Genomic DNA, 20,016 nt, shown 5'->3' on the forward strand with positions numbered 1-20,016 from the left:
ACTTTAATTATTATTTAGTTAGGAATCATACGGATGTAACGTATAAACCCTTTACCTTCAACTTTACTTTTTACACTAGCAGATGTTAATTTAAATTCAACATCTTTTTCATAATACTCTTGATCTTCTACTGCCGATTCAAAACGGATACTGTATCCTGAATCGATTTTAGAATCTTCTATTTCAATAACATTAATACTACGCTGTCCGCCAGCAACAGTTGCTCCAGTAATCGCATCTATATTATTACGTTTCTTTCCGTGAAAATCAAACCAAGACGTTAAATCGTTGTACCATTCATCGTCATCTCCCTGCATATACAAGGTCTTTTCGTAATCGCCTTCCGGATTAATTAAAGAGATGGCTACGTAGGCACCTTCTCCTGTATAATTCGTCATTTGCAACATACATTTGTATTTGGTTGACGCTTCTACAGGTTTAAAAGAATAAAAACTAAACACCACAAATGCCAAGGCAAAAACTGTTTTTAATATCGAAAATTTATGCATGCTTATTATTTTAAAAAGTTAATATTTACGTTGTTTGCTTTTAAAAGTTCATTCTCACTAGCCAAATCGAAAGCAGATTCTTCGAATTCTGTTGTAATACTTTTATCTGCTCCATTTTCTAATAAATACTTTAAAACTTTATCGTCTTTAGATGACATTGCCGATTTTAATAAAGGCGTAATCCCTTCTTTATTTTTAGCATTGATATCAACTTTATATTGATCTGCTAATTTAAGTAATTCAAATCCTTTATGATCTAGAGCTAAGTGATATAATGTATTTCCATCTGCCTGTACTTTAGACACGTCTAAGCCTTTTGATGTTAATAATTCTAATTTCGATTTAAAATCTTCTTTGTTTCTAGGAGAAAAAGAGTTTATTAAATACACTGTTAGGTTATTTCCTTCTGCATCTTTAATATTAAGGTCTGCACCTTTTTCTATTAAATAAGAAACAACTTCTGTTGAATTATTTTCGACAGCTAAAGTTAATGCAGACTCTCCTTTTTTGTTCGTTGCATTAATATCTTTCACTTCTTTTTGAAGTAATGTTACAATCGCTAAATCGTTTCTTCCTGCTGCATTTAAAAATGGTGTATTTCCATTTTGGTCGGCTTGATTTGCATCCACTCCTTTAGCTAAAAAGTAATTAATAACTGCTGCATCTTTAGTTTTCCCTGCTAAACCATGTAATGGTGTTAAACCGTTTTTAGTTGTAACATTTGCCTTAATGCCCTTCGCTTCTAAATATTTAAAAACATCTAAGTCGTTAGATGTTCCACGACCACCTGCACTTGCAAATATCATAGCATTTCCACCTTCCTTATTTAGATTTTTATAATCTACACCTTTAGCAATTAACTGATCTAACATATCGGTATTTCCAGATTTAGCCACATAATTAAAGATGCCATTTCCGTCAGCATCTTTACTATTTAAATCTAAGCCTTTTGAAATAAAATAATTAATCGTACTAAAATCTTCAGCTCTTTGTGACACTAATAATAATGCATTTGCACCATTATGATTTACATCTGTTAATTTTAAACCGTTTTCTAAACAAAGGTCATACACCTTTGTGTTTTTTTGACCACCAGTAGCTGCAAAATTAAGTAAATTATAACCGTGATCATCAGATATATCTGTTCTAGCACCTTGCTTTAAAAGATATTCCATAAGTTCTACATTCCCTTTACTAGCAGCCCAAAAGATATATGTACGACCATCGTGCGTTAACTTATTTACATCATTACCTTCTATGGAAAGTAAATGCTCTATAGTTAACAAAGGTGCATCTCCTAAAATGGCAGTCGCAACAGCATCAAAACTTCTTTCGTTACGCTTAACAGGATCATTTCCTTCTTTAATTTTTAAATCGATGGTTTCAATAGAAGGATTAGCACCCCAAAAGTCACGGTCTAAAAACACATTAGATTGTTGTTGTGCTTGAACAAGTGTTCCTAGCGCTAAAAACGCTCCTAAAATTCCATTTTTAAGTATTGATTTTTTCATGTTTATTTTTTTACAAAAGATTCTATTACTGTACTAATATCTGCTTCATTCTGATACTCTTCCTCAGAAAACAAATACTTATATAATTGTTTATTATCTACTTTATCTTCTAAAGATAAATTCTTGTCTCTTGCAAAAACGGCATCCCACTTCGAACGAACTAAGGTCCATTTTGCACTTGTTTTTTTCCAATAATCTTGTGCAGACACACATTTACTGTCGTCTACTTTAGTATACGTATTGTATCCTTTTTCTTGAGCTATTACAACATCTTCTTTTCCGGCTTCGCGAAGTACTTTATCGTTATCTTGATCGTGAATCCAACCTGTTTCTGTAATCTCTTGGCGATTTCGTCTTAGTGTAATATTGTAATCACTACGCTTTGTATACTCTCTTCTTGGTAATGGCGCTGTAGTTGTATTTTCCCAATAGCTTTTCCCATCGACATGTACCCAAGATGAAGATCCTTCGTAACGCGGACTATCATCTACTTGAAATACTTTCTGAGACCATTGTCCTTTTACCTCATTCTTAGGCAAACTTACATACGTCCATTCGTTATCTCCATTATACATATATAAGTCGGTGTTTTCGAACTCCCAATCTTGTCTCCAGTGTTTTACAATATGCGGATGTGCAGGGTCACCCACAATTAACAAATGCTGTAATGCAATTTTATCTTTAGAATCTTCAACCAATTCTACCCATTCCAAACCTTTATCGTGTTTTACTTCCGAAGGGACATAAGTCGAGTCGTCTACGTAATTGAAGGTCTCAGTAAAATTAAAGTTTACTTCGTAACAGCCACACATATCCTTAATCGCTTTCTGATCTTCCTTTTTTTGTTTCTGAGCAACGACAGTATTCATAATACTTATAGTAACACATAATGTTAGCAATATAGTTTTTTTCATAGTTTTTGGTTGGGTCTTAATTTTTATTTAAAAAAATTAACCTTATTTAGACTCAATTAAAATAAGATTATATATTTGCTACAAATCTAAAAAAGAATGAGTCTAAATAAAAATAATATTTTACTTTTTTTAATCCTTCTATCTAGCACGGTATTAAGTGCTCAACACCAAACTGCAGACTCACTTTCTATAGAAGCATTAGACGAAGTTGTAATTACGGGGCAATACAATGCTCAATCTGCCGTACAATCTGTGTTTGAAGTTAAAGTGATAAACAGAAATACTATCGAACAACAGGCAGCTAATAACCTAGCAGATTTATTAAATCAGACGCTTAATATTAACATACTACCAAATGCATCTACAGGTAAGTCTGGTGTTAGTTTATTTGGATTGGATTCCCAATATTTTAAAGTCTTAATAGACAATGTTCCTGTTATTAATGAAGAAGGTGTGGGTAACAACACAGATTTGACACTCATTAATCTAGACGATATTCAACAAATTGAAATTATTGAAGGCTCTATGGGCGTTCAGTATGGCTCGAATGCCGTTTCAGGGATTATTAACATCATAACTAAAAAGTCCTCAGCTTATAAAACTCAAGTTAAAGCCTACTTACAAGAGGAAACTGTTGGAGATGAGTATGAATGGTTCGAGAAAGGAAGACACATTCAGTCGCTACAAATCAATCATAATTTTACCGATAAAATCTACGGAACCATTGGCTATACAAGAAATGATTTTGGTGGGTATTGGGGCGATAAAAACGGAGAACACTATGATAATAATGATGGTTTACGCGGTCACGAATGGTTACCAAAACTGCAACAAAATGCAAAAGCTTTATTAAACTATAAGGGTGAACATTTCAATATTTTTTACAAGTTCGATTACTTCAACGAACATATTGAAAAGTACAATACCTCTGTAGATTTAAACACTAACCCTGCTACTGAAACCAGTGACCCTGTCGCTCTAGATGAAATGTATACCAATAACCGATATTATCACCATATAAATAGTACGGGACTCATTTCTAATCAAGTTAATTACGATGTTTCAGTATCTTATCAATCGCAAACTAAAGATATTGAACAATACCAGTATCGTATCCGTGAAGATGAAGAATTAAATAATAAAGAGGGTGAATACCTATCAAGAAAGGCGTTCTTTTCTCGCGGAACATTTAGTAATCTATTAGACAGTGAAACAGTAGGTATTCAGTTAGGATATGAAATTACAAATGAAAAAGGATATGGATCGCCTTTAGCCATTACCATAAATCCAGAAGATAATAAGGTTGAACAAAAATTAAACAGTTATGACCTGTTTGCATCTTCAGAATTTAAACTCTCAGAAGTCTTTTCACTGCGACCTGGAGCACGAATTTCGTTTTCAAATTTATTCGACAATCAATATGTATTCTCTCTAAGTTCTAAATACATATTTAAAAACAATTATGAGTTTAGAGCCATTATAGGTTCGGCAAATAGAACTCCAAACTACGACGAGCTGTTCACCTACTTTGTCGATGTTAATCATAACTTACAAGGTAACCCAGAACTTAATCCAGAAAAAGGGGTGTCTGCATTCTTGCATTTAAAAAAGCAATTCAAATTGAATGCTGATGGCTTAATCATGAAAAATAAAATAAGCGCATCCTATTTAGATATCGCCGATCGTATAGAATTAATAATTGTAGAGCAAAATCCTTTATCCTACCAATACAATAATATAGATGCATACACATCTTTCGGGTTTTTCTCAGAAAACAGTCTGCAATACAAAAGAATTAAAGCCCAACTCGGGTTTTCGGTATTAGGAATTTCTAAAACCTTAGATACAAGTACAGACCATAACAACGACTTTTTATATAATCTTCAATTAAACAGTACACTTAGTTACAATGTCCCAGAATGGAACTCTTCATTTGCTTTGTACTATAAACATGTAGGAAAACAAGATCAATTTGTCGAAAAAACCAACGATGCAGGAGATACAGAATATGTAAAAGGAACTACAGACGCATACAGTTGGTTAGACTTAACGGCTAGAAAAAAATGCTTTAATAATGCGTTCGATGTCACAGTTGGCGTTCGGAATTTACTAAACGTAAACAGTGTGAATACCACCGCTTTTTCCGGAGGTACACACGACGGACCACCATCTAGCCTTCTTTTAGGATACGGACGATCTTACTTTATAAAACTTGCTTACAACCTTAATATATAGCCATGACTCATTATAAACTTAATTATATACCTATATATTGTTCCATAATTTTATTAGGATTTCTACAATCCTGTAGTGAAGACAATACATTTAGCGAAGATCCTTTTGTGGTGGCATTTTCAAACCTATCGGCCAATTTTCAAGAGATTGAAACGATTCAAGATATTTCTTTAGTGTATTCCGAAATATCTCAAGAAACCGGAACTATTACGATTCAAATAGAGGCAGAAAACGCAATTTATGGTATCGATTACAGGACTATTCCAGAGGCTTCAAACCAAAGCATTACGCTACAAATACTATCGGGAGCTGTTTCTGATGTTATTCAATTCGAGAAATTAAACCCCTTCTTAGACGAAACGACATCGATTCAATTTAAAATTTCCTCTATAGATTATAGCAATGCACAAATTCAAGGGTATTCAAATTATACAATAAGTGCACAAGCGTCTTTAGGCGGACGAATTTTCCCAAATATTGGCGGACCTAACGAAGCGAATCAGGTATTTATCGATTTAAGTAGCCAGGCAACGACAGACGTTATTCGCGATTCTTGGGATTTAGGGTTTTACAACGGAGATGTCTTTAGAGTCGCAATTAACGGAACCATTTACATGGCAGCTGGCAGTTTAAACTCAACCAATATCGATGCAGTAACTTCAGAATCGGTGGCTAACGAGAAAAAACAAATCGCAGTCGGTACGTTCGATCCTTCAAACGAAGCATATATAGATGCACCTAACGGAAATATTTTGGAAACTGCGATTGATGAAATATCGGACATTGATTCCGAAAACAATGTCTATTTAATAAACTTAGGCTACGACGTTGGCTCCGCAGACGCCATAACCGGAAGCGTTGCCATTGCAGGAGATGCTCGAGGCTGGAAGAAAGTTAGAATACTGAAACGTGACAATGGGTATTTACTTCAGTATGCAGATTTAAACGATACTTCTCATCAAGAAATTAAAATCTCTAAAGACTCGAATTATAATTTTTCACACTTCAGTTTCAACACTAATACTATAGTTTCTGTAGAACCAGAAAAAGATAAATGGGACATTTCATTTACTGTTTTTTCAAATATTATTGAAGGCGCAGGAAGTTATGGTTATTCAGATTTTGTTACTCAAAACACAAAAGGAAACGTCTTAAGTTATCAAATAAACAATAACGAATCTACGTACGAAGACTTCATCTTATCACAAGTAAATTCCTCAGAATTTTCAAGCAACCAAATTACAATTGGAAGTAATTGGAGAGAAATTGTACCGGAGCATAAACTTTTAAACGATCGCTTTTACGTGATAAAAGATCCTAATGGGAATGTGTATAAGCTCCAATTTTTAGCGTTCACAAACAACGAAGGTGAACGTGGTTACCCTGAATTCACTTATGAATTATTACAATAAAACTGAATTTTTAAATCATTATCAAATTAATCATTATGAAAACAACTTTACAATTATTATGCTTTTTATGCTGTTTTACGACTGCTTTCGCACAGGAAATCGACGTATCACTATCTATGCAACCGAATTACGAAAGTACCGTTTACTACAATTTAGACACTCAAGCAGAAACAAGTTTTACAGCAGATGCCTGGGATATTGGCTTCTTAAGAACGAGCTCGATGAGCATGAGTATTCGAACAAATGCATTAGTCGATGTTTTTGAAGCTTCAAACAACACAAACGATTGGTCGGCTATAGACGTGGCGAATGAAGCGAATTGGACAAAATTATATAACGGAGATACAGATTGGACTTCTGGCTCGATAGATAGCGGTTCTGCCTCTTACGGTTGGGGAAATTACAATATGGCGAACCATCACGTTTTGGGTTCGGTAATCTTTGTATTAAAATACGCAGATGGTACGTATGCCAAATTTATTAACGAAGATTTTTATGGCGGATACACGTTTAAATATGCCACTTGGGATGGCACCACTTGGAGTGACGACAAAACGGAAACTATTGCCAATAGTGAAAACGAAAATAACCGATTTAACTACTTTTCTTTGAAAAACGGAAGCAAAGTAATTGCTGAACCTGCAATGGATGCATGGCATCTTGTGTTTAACAGATATTATACAGACATAGAAGATAACGAGGGTAATCTGGTTAAATATCTAGTCACAGGAATCTTAACAAATTCTGGTATTTCGGTTGCTATAAATGATGAAGAAAATGACAATACAGATCTTTCTAACTTAACGTATTCTGAAGATATTAATACTATCGGATCGGACTGGAAAACATTTAGTATGAACACGTATAGTTACGAAGTTAACCCTAATAAAGCGTATTATATAAAAACAGAATCGGGGGCAATCTACAGATTAGTATTTACAAGTTTTGAAGGCATGTCTACAGGAAATTTATCTTTCACTTATGAAGATGTGACACAGCGTTTAAGTATTGATAATGTAAACGAATCTATAAGCTTTGGTGTATATCCGAATCCAACAACCGATAAAAAAATAAATTTAGTTTACGATGTAAATGCTCTAACATCTTCAAATAATGAAGTTGCTATATATGCTTTAACAGGTGCTAAAGTATTTGCCACATCTTTAAAAAACAACTCCGGTTTTTACAATAAAGAATTACAATTAGATAATTTACAAAGTGGTATTTATATTTTAAAATTCACTTCTGGGAATACGTCTACTACTAAAAAGCTAATTCTTAATTAGTCATTTGTTTTATTTATTTTTGTTTGACAGAAAAAGCCACTCGATATATGAGTGGCTTTTTTAATTTTTGAATAAAAAAACGGATTAATCTAAATGATAAATCTGTCTGATGTTTTGTAAGATCGCATCGAAATCAATTTTCAAGTCAATTAATTTTCCAGTGTGAATATCGAATACCCATCCATGAACTTGCATTTCTCTATTACGTATTGCTTTCTGAACAGCAGATGTTTTAATAAGGTTAACACATTGTTCTTGAACATTTAGCTCAATTAACTTATTATATCTTTCATTTTCGTCTTCAATAGCATTTAATTCATCTGCATGAATACGATACACATCTCTAATATTTCTTAACCATGGGTTTAACAAACCTAAATCTGCCGATTGCATAGCGGCTTTTACACCTCCACAACCATAATGGCCACAAACCACAACATGGTTTACTTTTAAATGATCCACTGCATAATCTACAACAGACATTACATTTAAGTCGGTATTAGGTACCATATTAGCAATATTTCTATGCACAAACACTTGTCCTAATTCTAATCCCATTAATCCTTCTGCATCTACACGACTGTCTGAACATCCAATATATAAAAACTCTGGTGTTTGTCCATGACGTAAATCTTCGAAATAGTTTGCGTTATTCGCTAATTTATCTTTGATCCACTTTTCGTTATTCTTAAATACATTTTTTAATACCATAACTTATGTTTTTTAATTCTATTAATTTTAATAGGGACATTTTTAAATAATTCCCTTCTTATACGGCTGACCTAACAACCTTAATACTGTTTGTTTTAATACTTTTTAAATTCACGAACACTGTAATTACAAATACTTCTAAAAGTATATTATTTACAGATGTTTATGACTTATTTTCTGTCCTTTGTTTAACTTAAACTTATATCAGATTTAGGACGTTCTTTAAAGAATGCGATATAACTCTCTGGGTTTTCTACCACGCCACGTTTAGATATTAATGTAATGTCAATATTTTTTTCTTTCGCTTTATGTGTAAAATCTTCAAGAATTTCAATAATGTCATAATCCAAATAACGTGTTTTTAGCAAGTTCAATTCTAAACTCGAATTATCTGGTAAACGATCTAATTCTTTTAAAATAGCACCTTTATTAAAGAAGGTTACTTCTTCTGCTAAAGTCATTTTTACTTTAGGTTTACCGTTACTTTTATCTTCCATATTTAGGAAGTGTGAGTTTTGATAGCTCTTTAAAAGAATAACAACAATTCCTACACCAAGTCCCATACCAATACCTACTAATAAATCGGTAAAAACAATACCAATTACAGTCACAAAAAACGGTACAGCTTGTTTCCATCCTAGGCCATACATCTGCTTAAATAATGCTGGTTTTGCTAATTTATAACCTACAATTAGAAGTATTGAAGCCAGAACAGCCAGTGGAATCATATTTAACAATGTAGGGATTAGTATCACAGAAATCAGTAATAAAAATCCATGTAAAATAGCTGAAAGTTTACTTTTACCACCAGACTGCACATTTGCAGAACTTCTAACAATTACTTGGGTGATTGGCAAACCTCCAATTAAACCAGAAACAATGTTACCAACACCTTGTGCTAACAACTCACGATTCGTTGGCGTAACATTTTTATCCGGGTCTATCTTGTCGGATGCTTCTACACATAACAGCGTCTCTAAACTAGCGACTAAAGCTATTGTAAAGGCCACAATCCATACGCCATGATCGGTAATTGCACTGAAATTCGGAAAACTAAATTGATTGAAAAATGAAGTTGCATCTTCTGGTACGGGTACATTTACCATATGGCTTTCACCAATCGATAAAACGTCATGCCCTTTGGTTAGGTTATAATACACAATTCCTAAAACCACGGCTACGAACGGCCCTTGAATAACTGTAAAAATTTTACTTTTCTTAGCTAACACATTATCCCATAACAAAAGAATTGCTAAACTTATAGCACCTATTAAAGCTGCTCCAGGATGTACGTTATTAATAATATTAAAAAGTTCTGAAAAGGTGTTTCCCCCATCGGTCTCGAAGAATTCGAAATCCCAAGACGATTGCTCGTCATAACCGAAAAAATTCGGAATTTGCTTTAAGATAATTATAATTCCGATACCTGTAAGCATCCCTTTAATAACAGACGAAGGGAAATAATAAGCAATGACACCAGCCTTTAGAATTCCAAAAATAATTTGAATAATCCCTGCTAAAACTACTGCTACTAGGAAGTTCTGATAACCTCCTAGCGTACCGATTGCAGTTAAAACAATTGCAGCTAATCCTGCTGCTGGTCCACTTACTCCAATCTTAGACCCACTTAAAGATCCTACTACTATTCCTCCAATAATTCCTGCGATTACTCCCGAAAATAAAGGAGCCCCACTAGCTAAAGCAATACCTAAACATAAAGGTAAAGCCACAAAAAACACGACAATACTTGCCGGAAAATCATTTTTTAATGTTTTAAACATAATAAAAATTTGCTTTAATATTTAAAATAAATATGTAGTCCGACTACTAAAAATCAGACTATTAAAACGTATTATATTATGTTTACTTCTGGGGGTGGAGAAAAATTATCTAATTCGAATTGCGAATTTATATTAAGGTAAAAACTGAATGTATTATCATGGTCTGAGTAACCAATTAAATCGTTTAAACCTGGGTGCGATTTTAGTTCTAATTCATAAAGTTTTACCGTTTCCTTACTATTCTCTTCTTCGGCTATGTTATAAAACATCGATACGTCTACATCTTTATCCAATATAGATATGACCGTTGGTGCCGTAATTAGCATCGCAAAAATCATAGTAAATAATATAGAGATAAAGGTTTTAGGCATATGTTGTACTCCTTGAATATAAAATTCTAAATATCGGCTAATATAGTTATAAGACTTTAATATCTGCACTAGAAATCCAACCAGTTTTTCCGTCGGACAATTTTATTTTTTTCCAGTTATTTACAGTATCTAGCACTTGTACTTTTGTGCCTTCATGTAGCTTAAAAGCCTCTGGACTGCTCAAGTTAGGCTCATTATTCACTTGACTTTCCTGAACAAAAATGATCGCAGGATTATCTTTTTTCATTAAACTAAATTCATGAAATGCAAAAAATAAGGTAATAAAACCTAGGCATAACACAACGATACTACTGGAAAAAGCAGCACGTTTACTGTTTGTGAATTCCGAAAAATAATAACTTATAAATAAGATTACAAAAAGAATGAATAACACGACAGTCGTAATCGCCCAACCGTCGAAACTCAGTACATTTGTAACCTTTTTAAGTAGTTTTGTAATACCAACTTCAGGAACAACATCTATGGCATCTATAGTCATATTTCTAGCGTAAGCAATGTTGTTCTTAATATCCTTATCGTTTGGCGCTAATTGCAATGCTTTTTCAAAATAGAATACACTAGGCCCTACATGATTTAATTTATAGTGTGCATTTCCTATATTAAAAAACAATTCGCTAGATTGAAATCCGCTATCTAAAATAGCTTGATATTTATCTATCGCCTCTGCATATTTCCCTTCGTTATAAAGCGTATTTCCTTGCTCGAAGAGTGCATTATCTTGAGCAAAGGTTAAACTGCTTAACAAAACCATTATTAGGTATAAAATCGATTTCATCTTAACGTATTTGTTTATCAATTAATGAAATGGTACTTGCTGCCTTATCATAATCCTGTTGCATGGTGACTTTCGTAGATGGCGTATAACGCGCCAACTCACAGCTTTCTAAGATAGAGGTAAACTCTGAAATAACTGAAGAGTCTACACCTTTATCGTTTAATAAAGCCTGTATTCTATCTTTACTTAAATCCCCGGTTTCAATATTAAGTTTAGCTTTTAAATAATTATGAAGTGCTTTTTCTAAAGCCACATAAAAGGCTTCTTTTTGACCTAATGCTTTTTTGGCTTCTCCTAAATATTTCTTCGCTAACTTATCTGCTTTTCTAATTCTATTCCCTGTAACATCGGCATCTCTAACTGCTTTTTGTTTTCTAAAAACCAGAGCTAATGGTATCATTAAAAATGGAATTAATAATGAGGCCCAGAATAATTTGGATTTAAAGAAGTACGATTTTTTAGCAGGCTCTAAATCTGTTTTTGTTTTAATAAACGCAAAATGATCTTTATTTAAAACCACAGGTTGTTTACCATCACTTGTAGCTGAAGGATGTGTTTCGGCAACCGTATTATTTGGTCCTTGAGTAACATCTACCACTATTTCGTCTGATGAAATACGCTTATAAGATTCTGTTTTAAGATCGAAGTAAGAAAATGTAATACTTGGTATTGGATATTTTCCTTTAAACTGAGGCACTACCGTATAGCTATCGGAAACACGCCCTTGCATACCGCTTAAATTTGTTCTTACACTTTCGCTGTGTTCTGGCTCATAAACCTCCAAAGAACTTGGCAAATTAACCTTTGGTAATTCAAATAATTTCAAGTTTCCGTTTCCTGAAACCTCAACATTTAAATTTAAAGATTCCGATGCTTTTAATTCGGTTTTAGACGTCGTTACCTTAAAGTCGTATTCCCCCACTGCTCCAGTAAAATCGTCTGGCCTTCCTGTTTCTGGAAGTGGTTTGACGTTAATTGTGCGTTCTCCGGCAGATACTGTTTTATGCACTTGCGTCATTAATCGGCCACCAAAAATATCTCGTCTATTCGTTGGCACATCTACAGTAATATCTAAACTTAAAGGTTCTATTTTAAGCTTCCCTGTTTTTTGAGGATACAATACCGTTTTACGTAACTCGACATAACGGTAATCTTCACCCTTATAGGTTCCGTTCTTAACTTGTAAACCTTTAATATCTATATTCTGACTCCAGAAATCGCTGTATTTCGGATTATCTATTTCTCGCCAATTACTAACACCCGTATTTGGAGACACATATAATTTGTATACAACCGTAATGGCTTCATTTAAATAAGGGCTTCCTTTTGAAACCTCGGCAACCAAATGAATATTTTCTGATGCCACATAATCGGCATTATTGCCATCTCTCGGTTTACTAACTGCAGAAGTTACCGTAATTTTTGTAGGTGTCGTTTTATAGACTTCTCCACCAATTTCTATTGTAGCTTGACTTAATGTAAATGTTCCCTGACTTTTAGGTGCTAAAAAATAAGAATACGTTTTAGAAAACTGAGAGACTCCATTTACCCACGACTTACTAACCGATTGATTTGGGCCACCTACAACATTGAAATTTGAAAAGCTTGGCGGATTAAAATTATCGCCATCCTTATTCATTTCAAAATCGACTCTTAAACGTTCATTTATACCCAATTTCGTTTTACTTACTTTAGCTTCAAACTTAACCTGTGCAAAGGTTACGCTAGAAACAAGTAAAACAAAAACTGCTACTATATGTTTAATACTTTTCATTTTTAAATATATTCTCAAAACAAATTACCAATCCTTATCGGTTTGAATACGTTCTCCTTTTTGCTTTTCAGCATTCATCTTCTCCTGAACTTTTTGCTCTTGATTGTTCATCGCTTCTAACAAGTTTTTAATTTGTTGTGGCGACATTTGCCCTTGCTGAGGCTTTGGCTGCTGAGGCTGCTCTTTTTTCTCCTGATCTCCTTGACCTTCGTCTTGCTTATCATCTTTAGGCTTTCCATCTTCATTTTCTTCTTGGTCGCCTTCATCTTTATCTTGATCACCTTCGTCTTTTTTGTCCTGATCTTTATCGTCGCCCTCGTCCTGTTTATCTTGATCTTTTTGATCTTCCTGATCTTTATTTTGGTCTTCGTTCTGATCCTGATCATCCTGATTCTGATCTTTATTATCTTCCTGATCGTCTTCGTTATTTTCGTTTTGCTCTTCCTGTTCTTTTGCACATTCTTTAGCTAAACCAAAATTGTATCGTGTTTCTTCGTCCGACGGATCGTTTCTCAATGCATTTTTATAAGCCTCGACAGCTTCTTTACATTGTTTATTCTGCATTAATATGTTTCCGATATTATGAAATGCTTTATGCTTTTCGCTACGATCGGTGGCCTTACTTGCAGCTTCTTGCAAACGAAATAAAGACTCTTCGAAATTTCCTTTTTTGAAATATGATGTTCCTAAATTGTATATTCCTGAAACATTGGATTCTTCTTCAGAAATGGCTTTTCTATATTCCATTTCGGCCGAGATATAATCATCTTCTTGAACCTTTTCATTCCCTTCGAAAACAAAATTATTCGCTAATCTTTTCGCTTCAACTAGGGCTTCATTATCATCTTGTGCTACAGACGACAATGTAAATAATCCGATAAAAAGTAATACAATAGGTTTCATAACAACTATTCCTGAATTACCGAATATTACCACTTTTTCAACTTTTTCTATCATAAGTTTTCGTTAAATAAGTTCAACTTCTTTAACCAGCCCGTCTTACGGTTTAATAAGAAAACATCTAAGAACAGTAGTAAAATTGCAAGTGCAATAAACCATTGAAATTGAGATTTAAAATCGGCAATTTGTTTGGCTTCAAATTCGGTTTTATCCATACCGTTTAAAATATCTCGAATCTCGTCGACAACAACACTTGTTTGTCTTCCGTTTATATAAACCCCATTGGCTTCGCTTGCAATATTCTTAAGTGTTTCTTCATTTAAACGCGTAATTACCGTCTCGCCGTTGCTGTCCTTTTTATAGTTCATAACAACGCCATTTCGCTTTATAGGAATTGGCCCACCTTTTACATCTCCAACACCAATAGTAAAGATTCTAATCCCTTCCTCGGCAGCTTCTTCGGCTACTTTGGCTGCAACTTCACTATGGTCTTCACCATCGGAAATAATAATAAGGACACGATTAGTTTGCTCGTCATCGTCGTAATAGGTTTTAGCCAGATTTATAGCTTCGTTAATCGCTGTACCTTGAGAAGACATCATGTCTGTATTCATATTCTGAAGGAACATTTTTGCAGAAGCGTAGTCTGTTGTAATAGGCAATTGTGGAAATGCTTTTCCAGCGTAAGCGATAATACCTACACGGTCGCTCGCTAAATTATTAATAATTTGAGTTACCAATTGCTTGGCTTTTTCTATTCTGTTAGGCGCAATATCTTCAGCCAACATACTCTTAGATACATCGACAGCAAAAACAATATCTACACCTTCTCGTTTAACCGTTTCTAACTTGGTACCAACTTTAGGGTTTACCAGAGCAATTACTAAAGATGCAAAAGCTAGACATATTATTACTAATTTTAAAACCGATTTAAATACCGAACGATTCGGACTTAAACGCTTTAACATCGCTTTATCTGCAAACTTTTTTTGAGTATGGCGTTTCCATAATTGAAGCATCAAATAGATGACAATAATCACCGGAATGACGCACAATGCCCAAAACCATATTTTTTCTTCTAATTGAAACATCTATTATATAAAACTTTTAAATAAGGTAGATCGCAATAAAATTTCAAGCAATAACAACATACCTGCCAGCAACAATAGCGGACGGTATTTTTCTTCGTAATTATAAAACTTGAATTCTTCTACATCTGTTTTTTCTAATTTATTAATCTCTTTGTAAATCTCTTCAAGTTTCTGATTATCGGTAGCTCTAAAATATTTACCGCCAGTAACAGTGGCAATTTCTTCTAAAAGCGCCTCGTCTATTTCGACTTGAACACGACCATATTGAAAACTTCCGTTTGGCAAAATACCAATTGGAGATAATGCCATCCCGTTAGATCCCAATCCTATGGTGTACGTCTTAATACCGAACTCCACAGCCATTTCACTAGCAATCTTAGGATCTATAAATCCTGAATTATTAACCCCATCGGTAAGTAAAATAATCACTTTACTTTTGGCTTTACTGTCCTTTAATCTGTTTACTGATGTGGCTAACCCCATTCCTATTGCGGTCCCTCCTTCAATAATATTATTATATTTAATATCGTTTAAAGACCTAATAACAATGCCTTTATCACTGGTAATTGGTGTTCTTGTAAAACTTTCCCCAGCATACTCTACCAAACCTATCCTATCGTTAGGACGTTCTTTAATAAAATCTGCCGCCACTTCCTTTAAAGCCTCTAATCTGTTTGGTTTTAAATCTTTCGCTAACATACTCGCCGAAACATCTATCGCCATAACTATATCGATACCTTTTGTGGTTTTTGTGCGCGACGAAACATCTACTGTTCTTGGTCTTGCCAAAGCTGTAATTAACAACCCTAAGGCCAATAATCGCAGTCCAAAAAGAAGGTGTCTTAGTTTAGGCAACCATGAATTAGTTACTTTAAACCCTTTAATGCTCGACATTTTTAGTTCGGCATTTTGTTTATTCTGTTTAAAAATATACCACACTATAGCTAGTGGTAGTAATAAAAACAACCAGAATACTTCTTTGTTTAAAAACTCTATACCCTCAAACATTATTCTGCTTTATTTAGTTCTACGGAATTCACAATACGATCTGCCATATCTTGAGCATATACGTCGTCGTTTTTCCATGTAATTATAATTTCTTGTAACACATTCTCCGATGCAAAATGAAGCATAACATAGTGACCTGGCACGTAATTATCTGAATTCCCAACAGGTATATGTCCGTTTCCAAAAGTTTTTAAACCTTCGGCACCGTTTGGTGTTGTAAACTTTTCTTGTTTTACGGTAATATCTGTAACCTTATTAAGCTCCAATTGCTTTAAAGCGCGTTCCGAAGCTTCATTTAAATCTAGCGGTTCTGGCTTTTGTGGTGGTTGTTGGCCACCTTGTTGGCCTGCTGGATTCTCAGGTGCTGTTTTTTGAGTCGTTACGTTTACACTAAACACATCTAAAAGCGTTCCGAAACCAAATTTTGTAACTTGAAGTTTATCTTTCAACTCATCTGGAACAGGACTTTCTAATCGTTTTAATACGTCTGGTGTAGAAATAATGACTGGAGGAACTCCATAAGAACTTCTTACCCACTGTCCTTCTAGCAACTCTTTAGTATCGTGACGAAGAATAGTATCTTTAGTATAATTAAAACCGTATTTTACAGCAAATCCAGCAAAAATTAAAGCAATTAACCCAATTCCCGCGACAACAGAAATTATAATTTTCTTGCGTTTCTTTTTACGTGCTTGATCTTCTTTATACTGTTGATTTAATAACTTCTCTTCTTCATCCGGTTCTGGAAGCACTTCTTTTACATGATCGATTTCTGCGGCAATAGTTTGCTTATCAAATGCAGCCAATTCTATGTCTGGTGCAGACTTCGCAAATTTCACTAAATCGGCACGTTTTAAAATGCTTTCAATATTTTTAATAGTCTCCTTACTGAAATCGATTTGATTTCCTTCTTTTAGTAATTGTAAGCGGCTTATTAACTGGTCTGTCGTACTTTCTAATGCTTTATCGTAAACTTTTTCATCTAAATATTTACGAAGCACTAAAGTCAACTCAGAATAATATTCTTTAATTTCAGACTGTTCTAAAAACTGACTATCGTCTAATTTTTGAAGTGCTAATTTTGCACGTTCGTAAGCTGGTAAAAGTGCAATTTCCTCTTCTTCTGTAAGTGGTTTTTTTCGCCATAAGAACCAATACAAGATCGCTCCCAAAATAATTAAGCCTACTAAAATGTAAAGTGGTAATCGCCACCAGTTATTATTTATTTTTTCAACTTCTATAAAGGGCTTAATATCGTAAAGACCTTGTTTTGTCGAGTCGACAACAATATCTCTAATTTCAACTTTTAAAGAATCGGTTTGAAATGTTTTATCGCCTACAACAATCTTCTGAGGCGGTATTGTATAATGTCCGGAATCGAATTGAGTTAAACCATATTTCTTAATAAGATTAAACTTATTATCTACTTTAATAGTGTCTACTGGATAAGAATGAATCATTTCTAAAGGTGTAAATGATTGCCCTTCCATAAACAAAACTAAGTCTGTAGAATCGGTTTCAACTTCAATTTTATACGTTATTTGAGCACCTACTTTTACAGAAGTAGAATCTATGCCAGAAGTTATATTTTGCGCATAAGAATAGCTCGAGAATACACTGAATACGAGTAGTAAACAAAGGCTATTCTTAAAATGATTTAATATTGGGAATTTAATAATTTTCATAAGTTATTAAAGATTATCATCTGCGTTTAAAATAGCCAAGTAATTTTTTTACGTAACTTTCGTCTACACGACAATCTATAGATCCAGCTCCAGATTTTGCGAAACTGTCTTTATAATAGTTTACTTTATCTTGATAATATTTACTGTAATTCTCTCGCACTGATTTAGACGAGGTATTCACCAACATAAGCTCACCTGTTTCCTCGTCTTGCATGTGTACCATCCCTAGATTAGGGATACTTTCTTCACTTTTATCATACACTCGAATTCCAGTAACATCGTGACGTTTAGCTGCAATTTTCAAGGTATGCTTGTAATCGTCTGAAATAAAATCGGACAGCACAAAAACAATAGCTCGTTTTTTTGTTACACTAGACAAAAACTTAAAGGCTTCGGCAACGTTTGTTTGTTTACTTTTTGGTTTAAACTCGATAAGCTCACGAATAATACGTAATACATGAGAACGACTTTTCTTAGGTGGAATATAAAGCTCGATAGTGTCGGAAAATAAGACTAATCCAATTTTATCGTTGTTTTGTGTTGCAGAAAAAGCCAATGTTGCAGCTATTTCGGTAACCACTTCATTTTTAAAAAGTTGCTCTGTACCAAACATTTCAGAACCAGAAACGTCTACCATAAGCATCATTGTTAATTCACGCTCTTCTTCAAACACTTTTATATAAGGCTCGTTGTAACGTGCTGTAACGTTCCAGTCTATATTTCTAACATCGTCTCCAATTTGATATTGACGCACTTCACTAAAAGTCATACCTCGACCTTTGAAGGTAGAATGATATTCCCCACCAAAAATATGATTAGACAAGCGACGTGTCTTAATCTCAATTTTTCGTACTTTTTTAAGTAATTCTTTAGTATCCATTCTTCCTCTCTCCCAACCCTCTCTCCATAGGAGAAAGAGCTTTTAAAAATTTTAATTTTATTCACCCTTTTGAAATCCTTCTCTCGCGGAAGGATTTAGGATGGGGTTTATGGTACTTCTATCTCGTTTACAATCTTAGTAATAATATCTTCCGAAGTAACATCTTCTGCTTCTGCTTCGTAAGTGATTCCGATTCTATGACGTAATACATCATACACAACGGCACGTACATCTTCGGGAATAACATAACCACGACGCTTAATAAACGCATAACATTTCGCAGCTGTTGCTAAGTTAATACTTCCACGAGGTGACGCTCCAAAAGAAATTAAGGGTTTTAAATCTGCTAATCTGTATTTTTCAGGGTAACGTGTTGCAAAAATAATATCAAGAATATATTTCTCGATTTTCTCATCCATATATACTTCACGAACGGCTTCTTGTGCTCTTAAAATCTGCTCTACAGAAACAACAGGATTTACTTTTTCGTAAGTACCTCTAAGATTGGCACGAACAATAAGTTGTTCTTCGTCTAATTTAGGATAATCGATAACGGTTTTCAACATAAAACGATCGACTTGCGCTTCTGGTAACGGATATGTTCCTTCTTGCTCTACCGGGTTTTGAGTTGCCATTACCAAAAACGGCTTATCTAAGACAAATGTCGTATCTCCAATAGTCACTTGCTTTTCTTGCATCGCTTCTAATAATGCAGATTGTACTTTCGCTGGTGCTCTGTTAATCTCATCTGCTAATACGAAGTTTGCGAAAATTGGCCCCTTCTTAATAGAAAAATCATTTTCTTTAATATTATAAATCAAAGTACCAACAACATCGGCAGGTAATAAATCTGGAGTAAACTGTATACGACTAAAACTACCAGCGATAGCCTTAGACAAGGTATTAATCGCAAGTGTTTTTGCTAATCCAGGAACCCCTTCTAAAAGAATATGTCCTTGACCTAATAACCCGATAAGCAAACGCTCTACCATGTGTTTTTGCCCAACGATTACTTTATTCATTTCTAAAGTAAGTAAATCTACAAAAGCACTTTCTCTCTCTATCTTTTCATTGATAGATTTAATATCAACCGTACTGGTACTATCCATATTTTATGTTTTAAAAACTAAATTTTAGTCAGTAATTTAATGA

The 20,016-nt window shown here is 34.1% G+C and carries 17 protein-coding genes; 3 read left to right on the forward strand and 14 right to left on the reverse strand.

The annotated features are described in order from the left end of the window. Positions 1-14: 14 nt before the first annotated feature. From ACFFVB_RS02100 to ACFFVB_RS02110, 3 genes are read right to left on the reverse strand one after another with little or no spacing between them, the layout of a single operon-like run. Entirely contained in the window at positions 15-509 is a 495-nt protein-coding gene (locus ACFFVB_RS02100) for a DUF2271 domain-containing protein (protein WP_382380676.1), read from the reverse strand. Positions 510-514: 5 nt separating this feature from the next. After that, entirely contained in the window at positions 515-2,020 is a 1,506-nt protein-coding gene (locus ACFFVB_RS02105) for an ankyrin repeat domain-containing protein (RefSeq protein ID WP_382380678.1), read from the reverse strand. 2 nt (positions 2,021-2,022) lie between these two features. Continuing rightward, positions 2,023-2,934 carry a DUF6607 family protein gene (locus ACFFVB_RS02110; protein ID WP_382380680.1) on the reverse strand — a complete coding sequence of 304 codons (912 nt, stop codon included), beginning with the start codon at positions 2,932-2,934 and terminating at the stop codon, positions 2,023-2,025. A gap of 96 nt (positions 2,935-3,030) precedes the next feature. Here ACFFVB_RS02110 and ACFFVB_RS02115 point away from each other — a divergent pair, with 96 nt between their 5' ends. From ACFFVB_RS02115 to ACFFVB_RS02125, 3 genes are read left to right on the forward strand one after another with little or no spacing between them, the layout of a single operon-like run. Beyond that, positions 3,031-5,169 (forward strand): TonB-dependent receptor plug domain-containing protein, encoded by a 2,139-nt coding sequence (locus tag ACFFVB_RS02115; RefSeq protein ID WP_382380682.1) that lies wholly within the window; start codon positions 3,031-3,033, stop codon positions 5,167-5,169. A gap of 2 nt (positions 5,170-5,171) precedes the next feature. Beyond that, positions 5,172-6,581 carry an HmuY family protein gene (locus ACFFVB_RS02120; protein ID WP_382380684.1) on the forward strand — a complete coding sequence of 470 codons (1,410 nt, stop codon included), beginning with the start codon at positions 5,172-5,174 and terminating at the stop codon, positions 6,579-6,581. 35 nt (positions 6,582-6,616) lie between these two features. Continuing rightward, positions 6,617-7,867, forward strand: a complete 1,251-nt coding sequence (locus ACFFVB_RS02125) for an HmuY family protein (protein ID WP_382380686.1) — start codon at positions 6,617-6,619, stop codon at positions 7,865-7,867. A gap of 84 nt (positions 7,868-7,951) precedes the next feature. Here ACFFVB_RS02125 and ACFFVB_RS02130 read toward each other — a convergent pair whose 3' ends face one another. The 11 genes from ACFFVB_RS02130 to ACFFVB_RS02180 all read right to left on the reverse strand — a co-directional run bounded on the left by ACFFVB_RS02130 (position 7,952) and on the right by ACFFVB_RS02180 (position 19,973). Continuing rightward, the gene (locus tag ACFFVB_RS02130; protein WP_382380688.1) at positions 7,952-8,578 is read right to left on the reverse strand and encodes a carbonic anhydrase; all 627 of its coding nucleotides are present in this window, start codon (positions 8,576-8,578) and stop codon (positions 7,952-7,954) included. Between the two features lie 188 nt (positions 8,579-8,766). After that, positions 8,767-10,359, reverse strand: coding sequence for a SulP family inorganic anion transporter (locus ACFFVB_RS02135; RefSeq protein WP_382380690.1), 1,593 nt, complete (start codon positions 10,357-10,359; stop codon positions 8,767-8,769). Between the two features lie 71 nt (positions 10,360-10,430). Next, positions 10,431-10,730 (reverse strand): hypothetical protein, encoded by a 300-nt coding sequence (locus ACFFVB_RS02140; RefSeq protein ID WP_382380692.1) that lies wholly within the window; start codon positions 10,728-10,730, stop codon positions 10,431-10,433. A 46-nt stretch (positions 10,731-10,776) separates the two neighbouring features. Beyond that, positions 10,777-11,526, reverse strand: a complete 750-nt coding sequence (locus tag ACFFVB_RS02145) for a tetratricopeptide repeat protein (protein ID WP_382380694.1) — start codon at positions 11,524-11,526, stop codon at positions 10,777-10,779. A gap of 1 nt (position 11,527) precedes the next feature. Beyond that, entirely contained in the window at positions 11,528-13,300 is a 1,773-nt protein-coding gene (locus tag ACFFVB_RS02150; RefSeq protein WP_382380696.1) for a BatD family protein, read from the reverse strand. Positions 13,301-13,324: 24 nt separating this feature from the next. Further along, on the reverse strand, positions 13,325-14,257 hold the full coding sequence (locus tag ACFFVB_RS02155) for a tetratricopeptide repeat protein (protein ID WP_382380698.1): 933 nt from the start codon (positions 14,255-14,257) through the stop codon (positions 13,325-13,327). Beyond that, entirely contained in the window at positions 14,254-15,291 is a 1,038-nt protein-coding gene (locus ACFFVB_RS02160) for a vWA domain-containing protein (protein WP_382380700.1), read from the reverse strand. The genes ACFFVB_RS02155 and ACFFVB_RS02160 overlap by 4 nt, the downstream gene beginning before the upstream one ends. 3 nt (positions 15,292-15,294) lie before the next feature. Next, complete coding sequence (locus ACFFVB_RS02165) at positions 15,295-16,299, reverse strand: vWA domain-containing protein (RefSeq protein WP_382380702.1); 1,005 nt, start codon at positions 16,297-16,299, stop codon at positions 15,295-15,297. Continuing rightward, the gene (locus ACFFVB_RS02170) at positions 16,299-17,984 is read right to left on the reverse strand and encodes a hypothetical protein (RefSeq protein WP_382380704.1); all 1,686 of its coding nucleotides are present in this window, start codon (positions 17,982-17,984) and stop codon (positions 16,299-16,301) included. The genes ACFFVB_RS02165 and ACFFVB_RS02170 overlap by 1 nt, the downstream gene beginning before the upstream one ends. 16 nt (positions 17,985-18,000) lie before the next feature. Continuing rightward, positions 18,001-18,864: a DUF58 domain-containing protein gene (locus ACFFVB_RS02175; protein ID WP_382380706.1), complete on the reverse strand. Its 864-nt coding sequence runs from the start codon at positions 18,862-18,864 to the stop codon at positions 18,001-18,003. A 107-nt stretch (positions 18,865-18,971) separates the two neighbouring features. Beyond that, positions 18,972-19,973, reverse strand: coding sequence for an AAA family ATPase (locus ACFFVB_RS02180; RefSeq protein ID WP_382380708.1), 1,002 nt, complete (start codon positions 19,971-19,973; stop codon positions 18,972-18,974). Between the last annotated feature and the right edge of the window lie 43 nt (positions 19,974-20,016).

It is taken from the genome of Formosa undariae, from assembly GCF_042427615.1.
Taxonomy (GTDB): Bacteria; Bacteroidota; Bacteroidia; order Flavobacteriales; family Flavobacteriaceae; genus Formosa; species Formosa undariae.

What these genes read in the sequence shown, in the direction of transcription:
- ACFFVB_RS02115 (WP_382380682.1), top strand. Translation starts at nt 3,031, where the DNA reads ATGAGTCTAAATAAAAATAATATTTTACTTTTTTTAATCCTTCTATCT.
- ACFFVB_RS02100 (WP_382380676.1), bottom strand. Translation starts at nt 509, where the DNA reads ATGCATAAATTTTCGATATTAAAAACAGTTTTTGCCTTGGCATTTGTG.
- ACFFVB_RS02150 (WP_382380696.1), bottom strand. Translation starts at nt 13,300, where the DNA reads ATGAAAAGTATTAAACATATAGTAGCAGTTTTTGTTTTACTTGTTTCT.
- ACFFVB_RS02165 (WP_382380702.1), bottom strand. Translation starts at nt 16,299, where the DNA reads ATGTTTGAGGGTATAGAGTTTTTAAACAAAGAAGTATTCTGGTTGTTT.
- ACFFVB_RS02130 (WP_382380688.1), bottom strand. Translation starts at nt 8,578, where the DNA reads ATGGTATTAAAAAATGTATTTAAGAATAACGAAAAGTGGATCAAAGAT.
- ACFFVB_RS02125 (WP_382380686.1), top strand. Translation starts at nt 6,617, where the DNA reads ATGAAAACAACTTTACAATTATTATGCTTTTTATGCTGTTTTACGACT.
- ACFFVB_RS02105 (WP_382380678.1), bottom strand. Translation starts at nt 2,020, where the DNA reads ATGAAAAAATCAATACTTAAAAATGGAATTTTAGGAGCGTTTTTAGCG.
- ACFFVB_RS02110 (WP_382380680.1), bottom strand. Translation starts at nt 2,934, where the DNA reads ATGAAAAAAACTATATTGCTAACATTATGTGTTACTATAAGTATTATG.
- ACFFVB_RS02155 (WP_382380698.1), bottom strand. Translation starts at nt 14,257, where the DNA reads ATGATAGAAAAAGTTGAAAAAGTGGTAATATTCGGTAATTCAGGAATA.
- ACFFVB_RS02175 (WP_382380706.1), bottom strand. Translation starts at nt 18,864, where the DNA reads ATGGATACTAAAGAATTACTTAAAAAAGTACGAAAAATTGAGATTAAG.
- ACFFVB_RS02120 (WP_382380684.1), top strand. Translation starts at nt 5,172, where the DNA reads ATGACTCATTATAAACTTAATTATATACCTATATATTGTTCCATAATT.
- ACFFVB_RS02135 (WP_382380690.1), bottom strand. Translation starts at nt 10,359, where the DNA reads ATGTTTAAAACATTAAAAAATGATTTTCCGGCAAGTATTGTCGTGTTT.
- ACFFVB_RS02170 (WP_382380704.1), bottom strand. Translation starts at nt 17,984, where the DNA reads ATGAAAATTATTAAATTCCCAATATTAAATCATTTTAAGAATAGCCTT.
- ACFFVB_RS02180 (WP_382380708.1), bottom strand. Translation starts at nt 19,973, where the DNA reads ATGGATAGTACCAGTACGGTTGATATTAAATCTATCAATGAAAAGATA.
- ACFFVB_RS02140 (WP_382380692.1), bottom strand. Translation starts at nt 10,730, where the DNA reads ATGCCTAAAACCTTTATCTCTATATTATTTACTATGATTTTTGCGATG.
- ACFFVB_RS02160 (WP_382380700.1), bottom strand. Translation starts at nt 15,291, where the DNA reads ATGTTTCAATTAGAAGAAAAAATATGGTTTTGGGCATTGTGCGTCATT.
- ACFFVB_RS02145 (WP_382380694.1), bottom strand. Translation starts at nt 11,526, where the DNA reads ATGAAATCGATTTTATACCTAATAATGGTTTTGTTAAGCAGTTTAACC.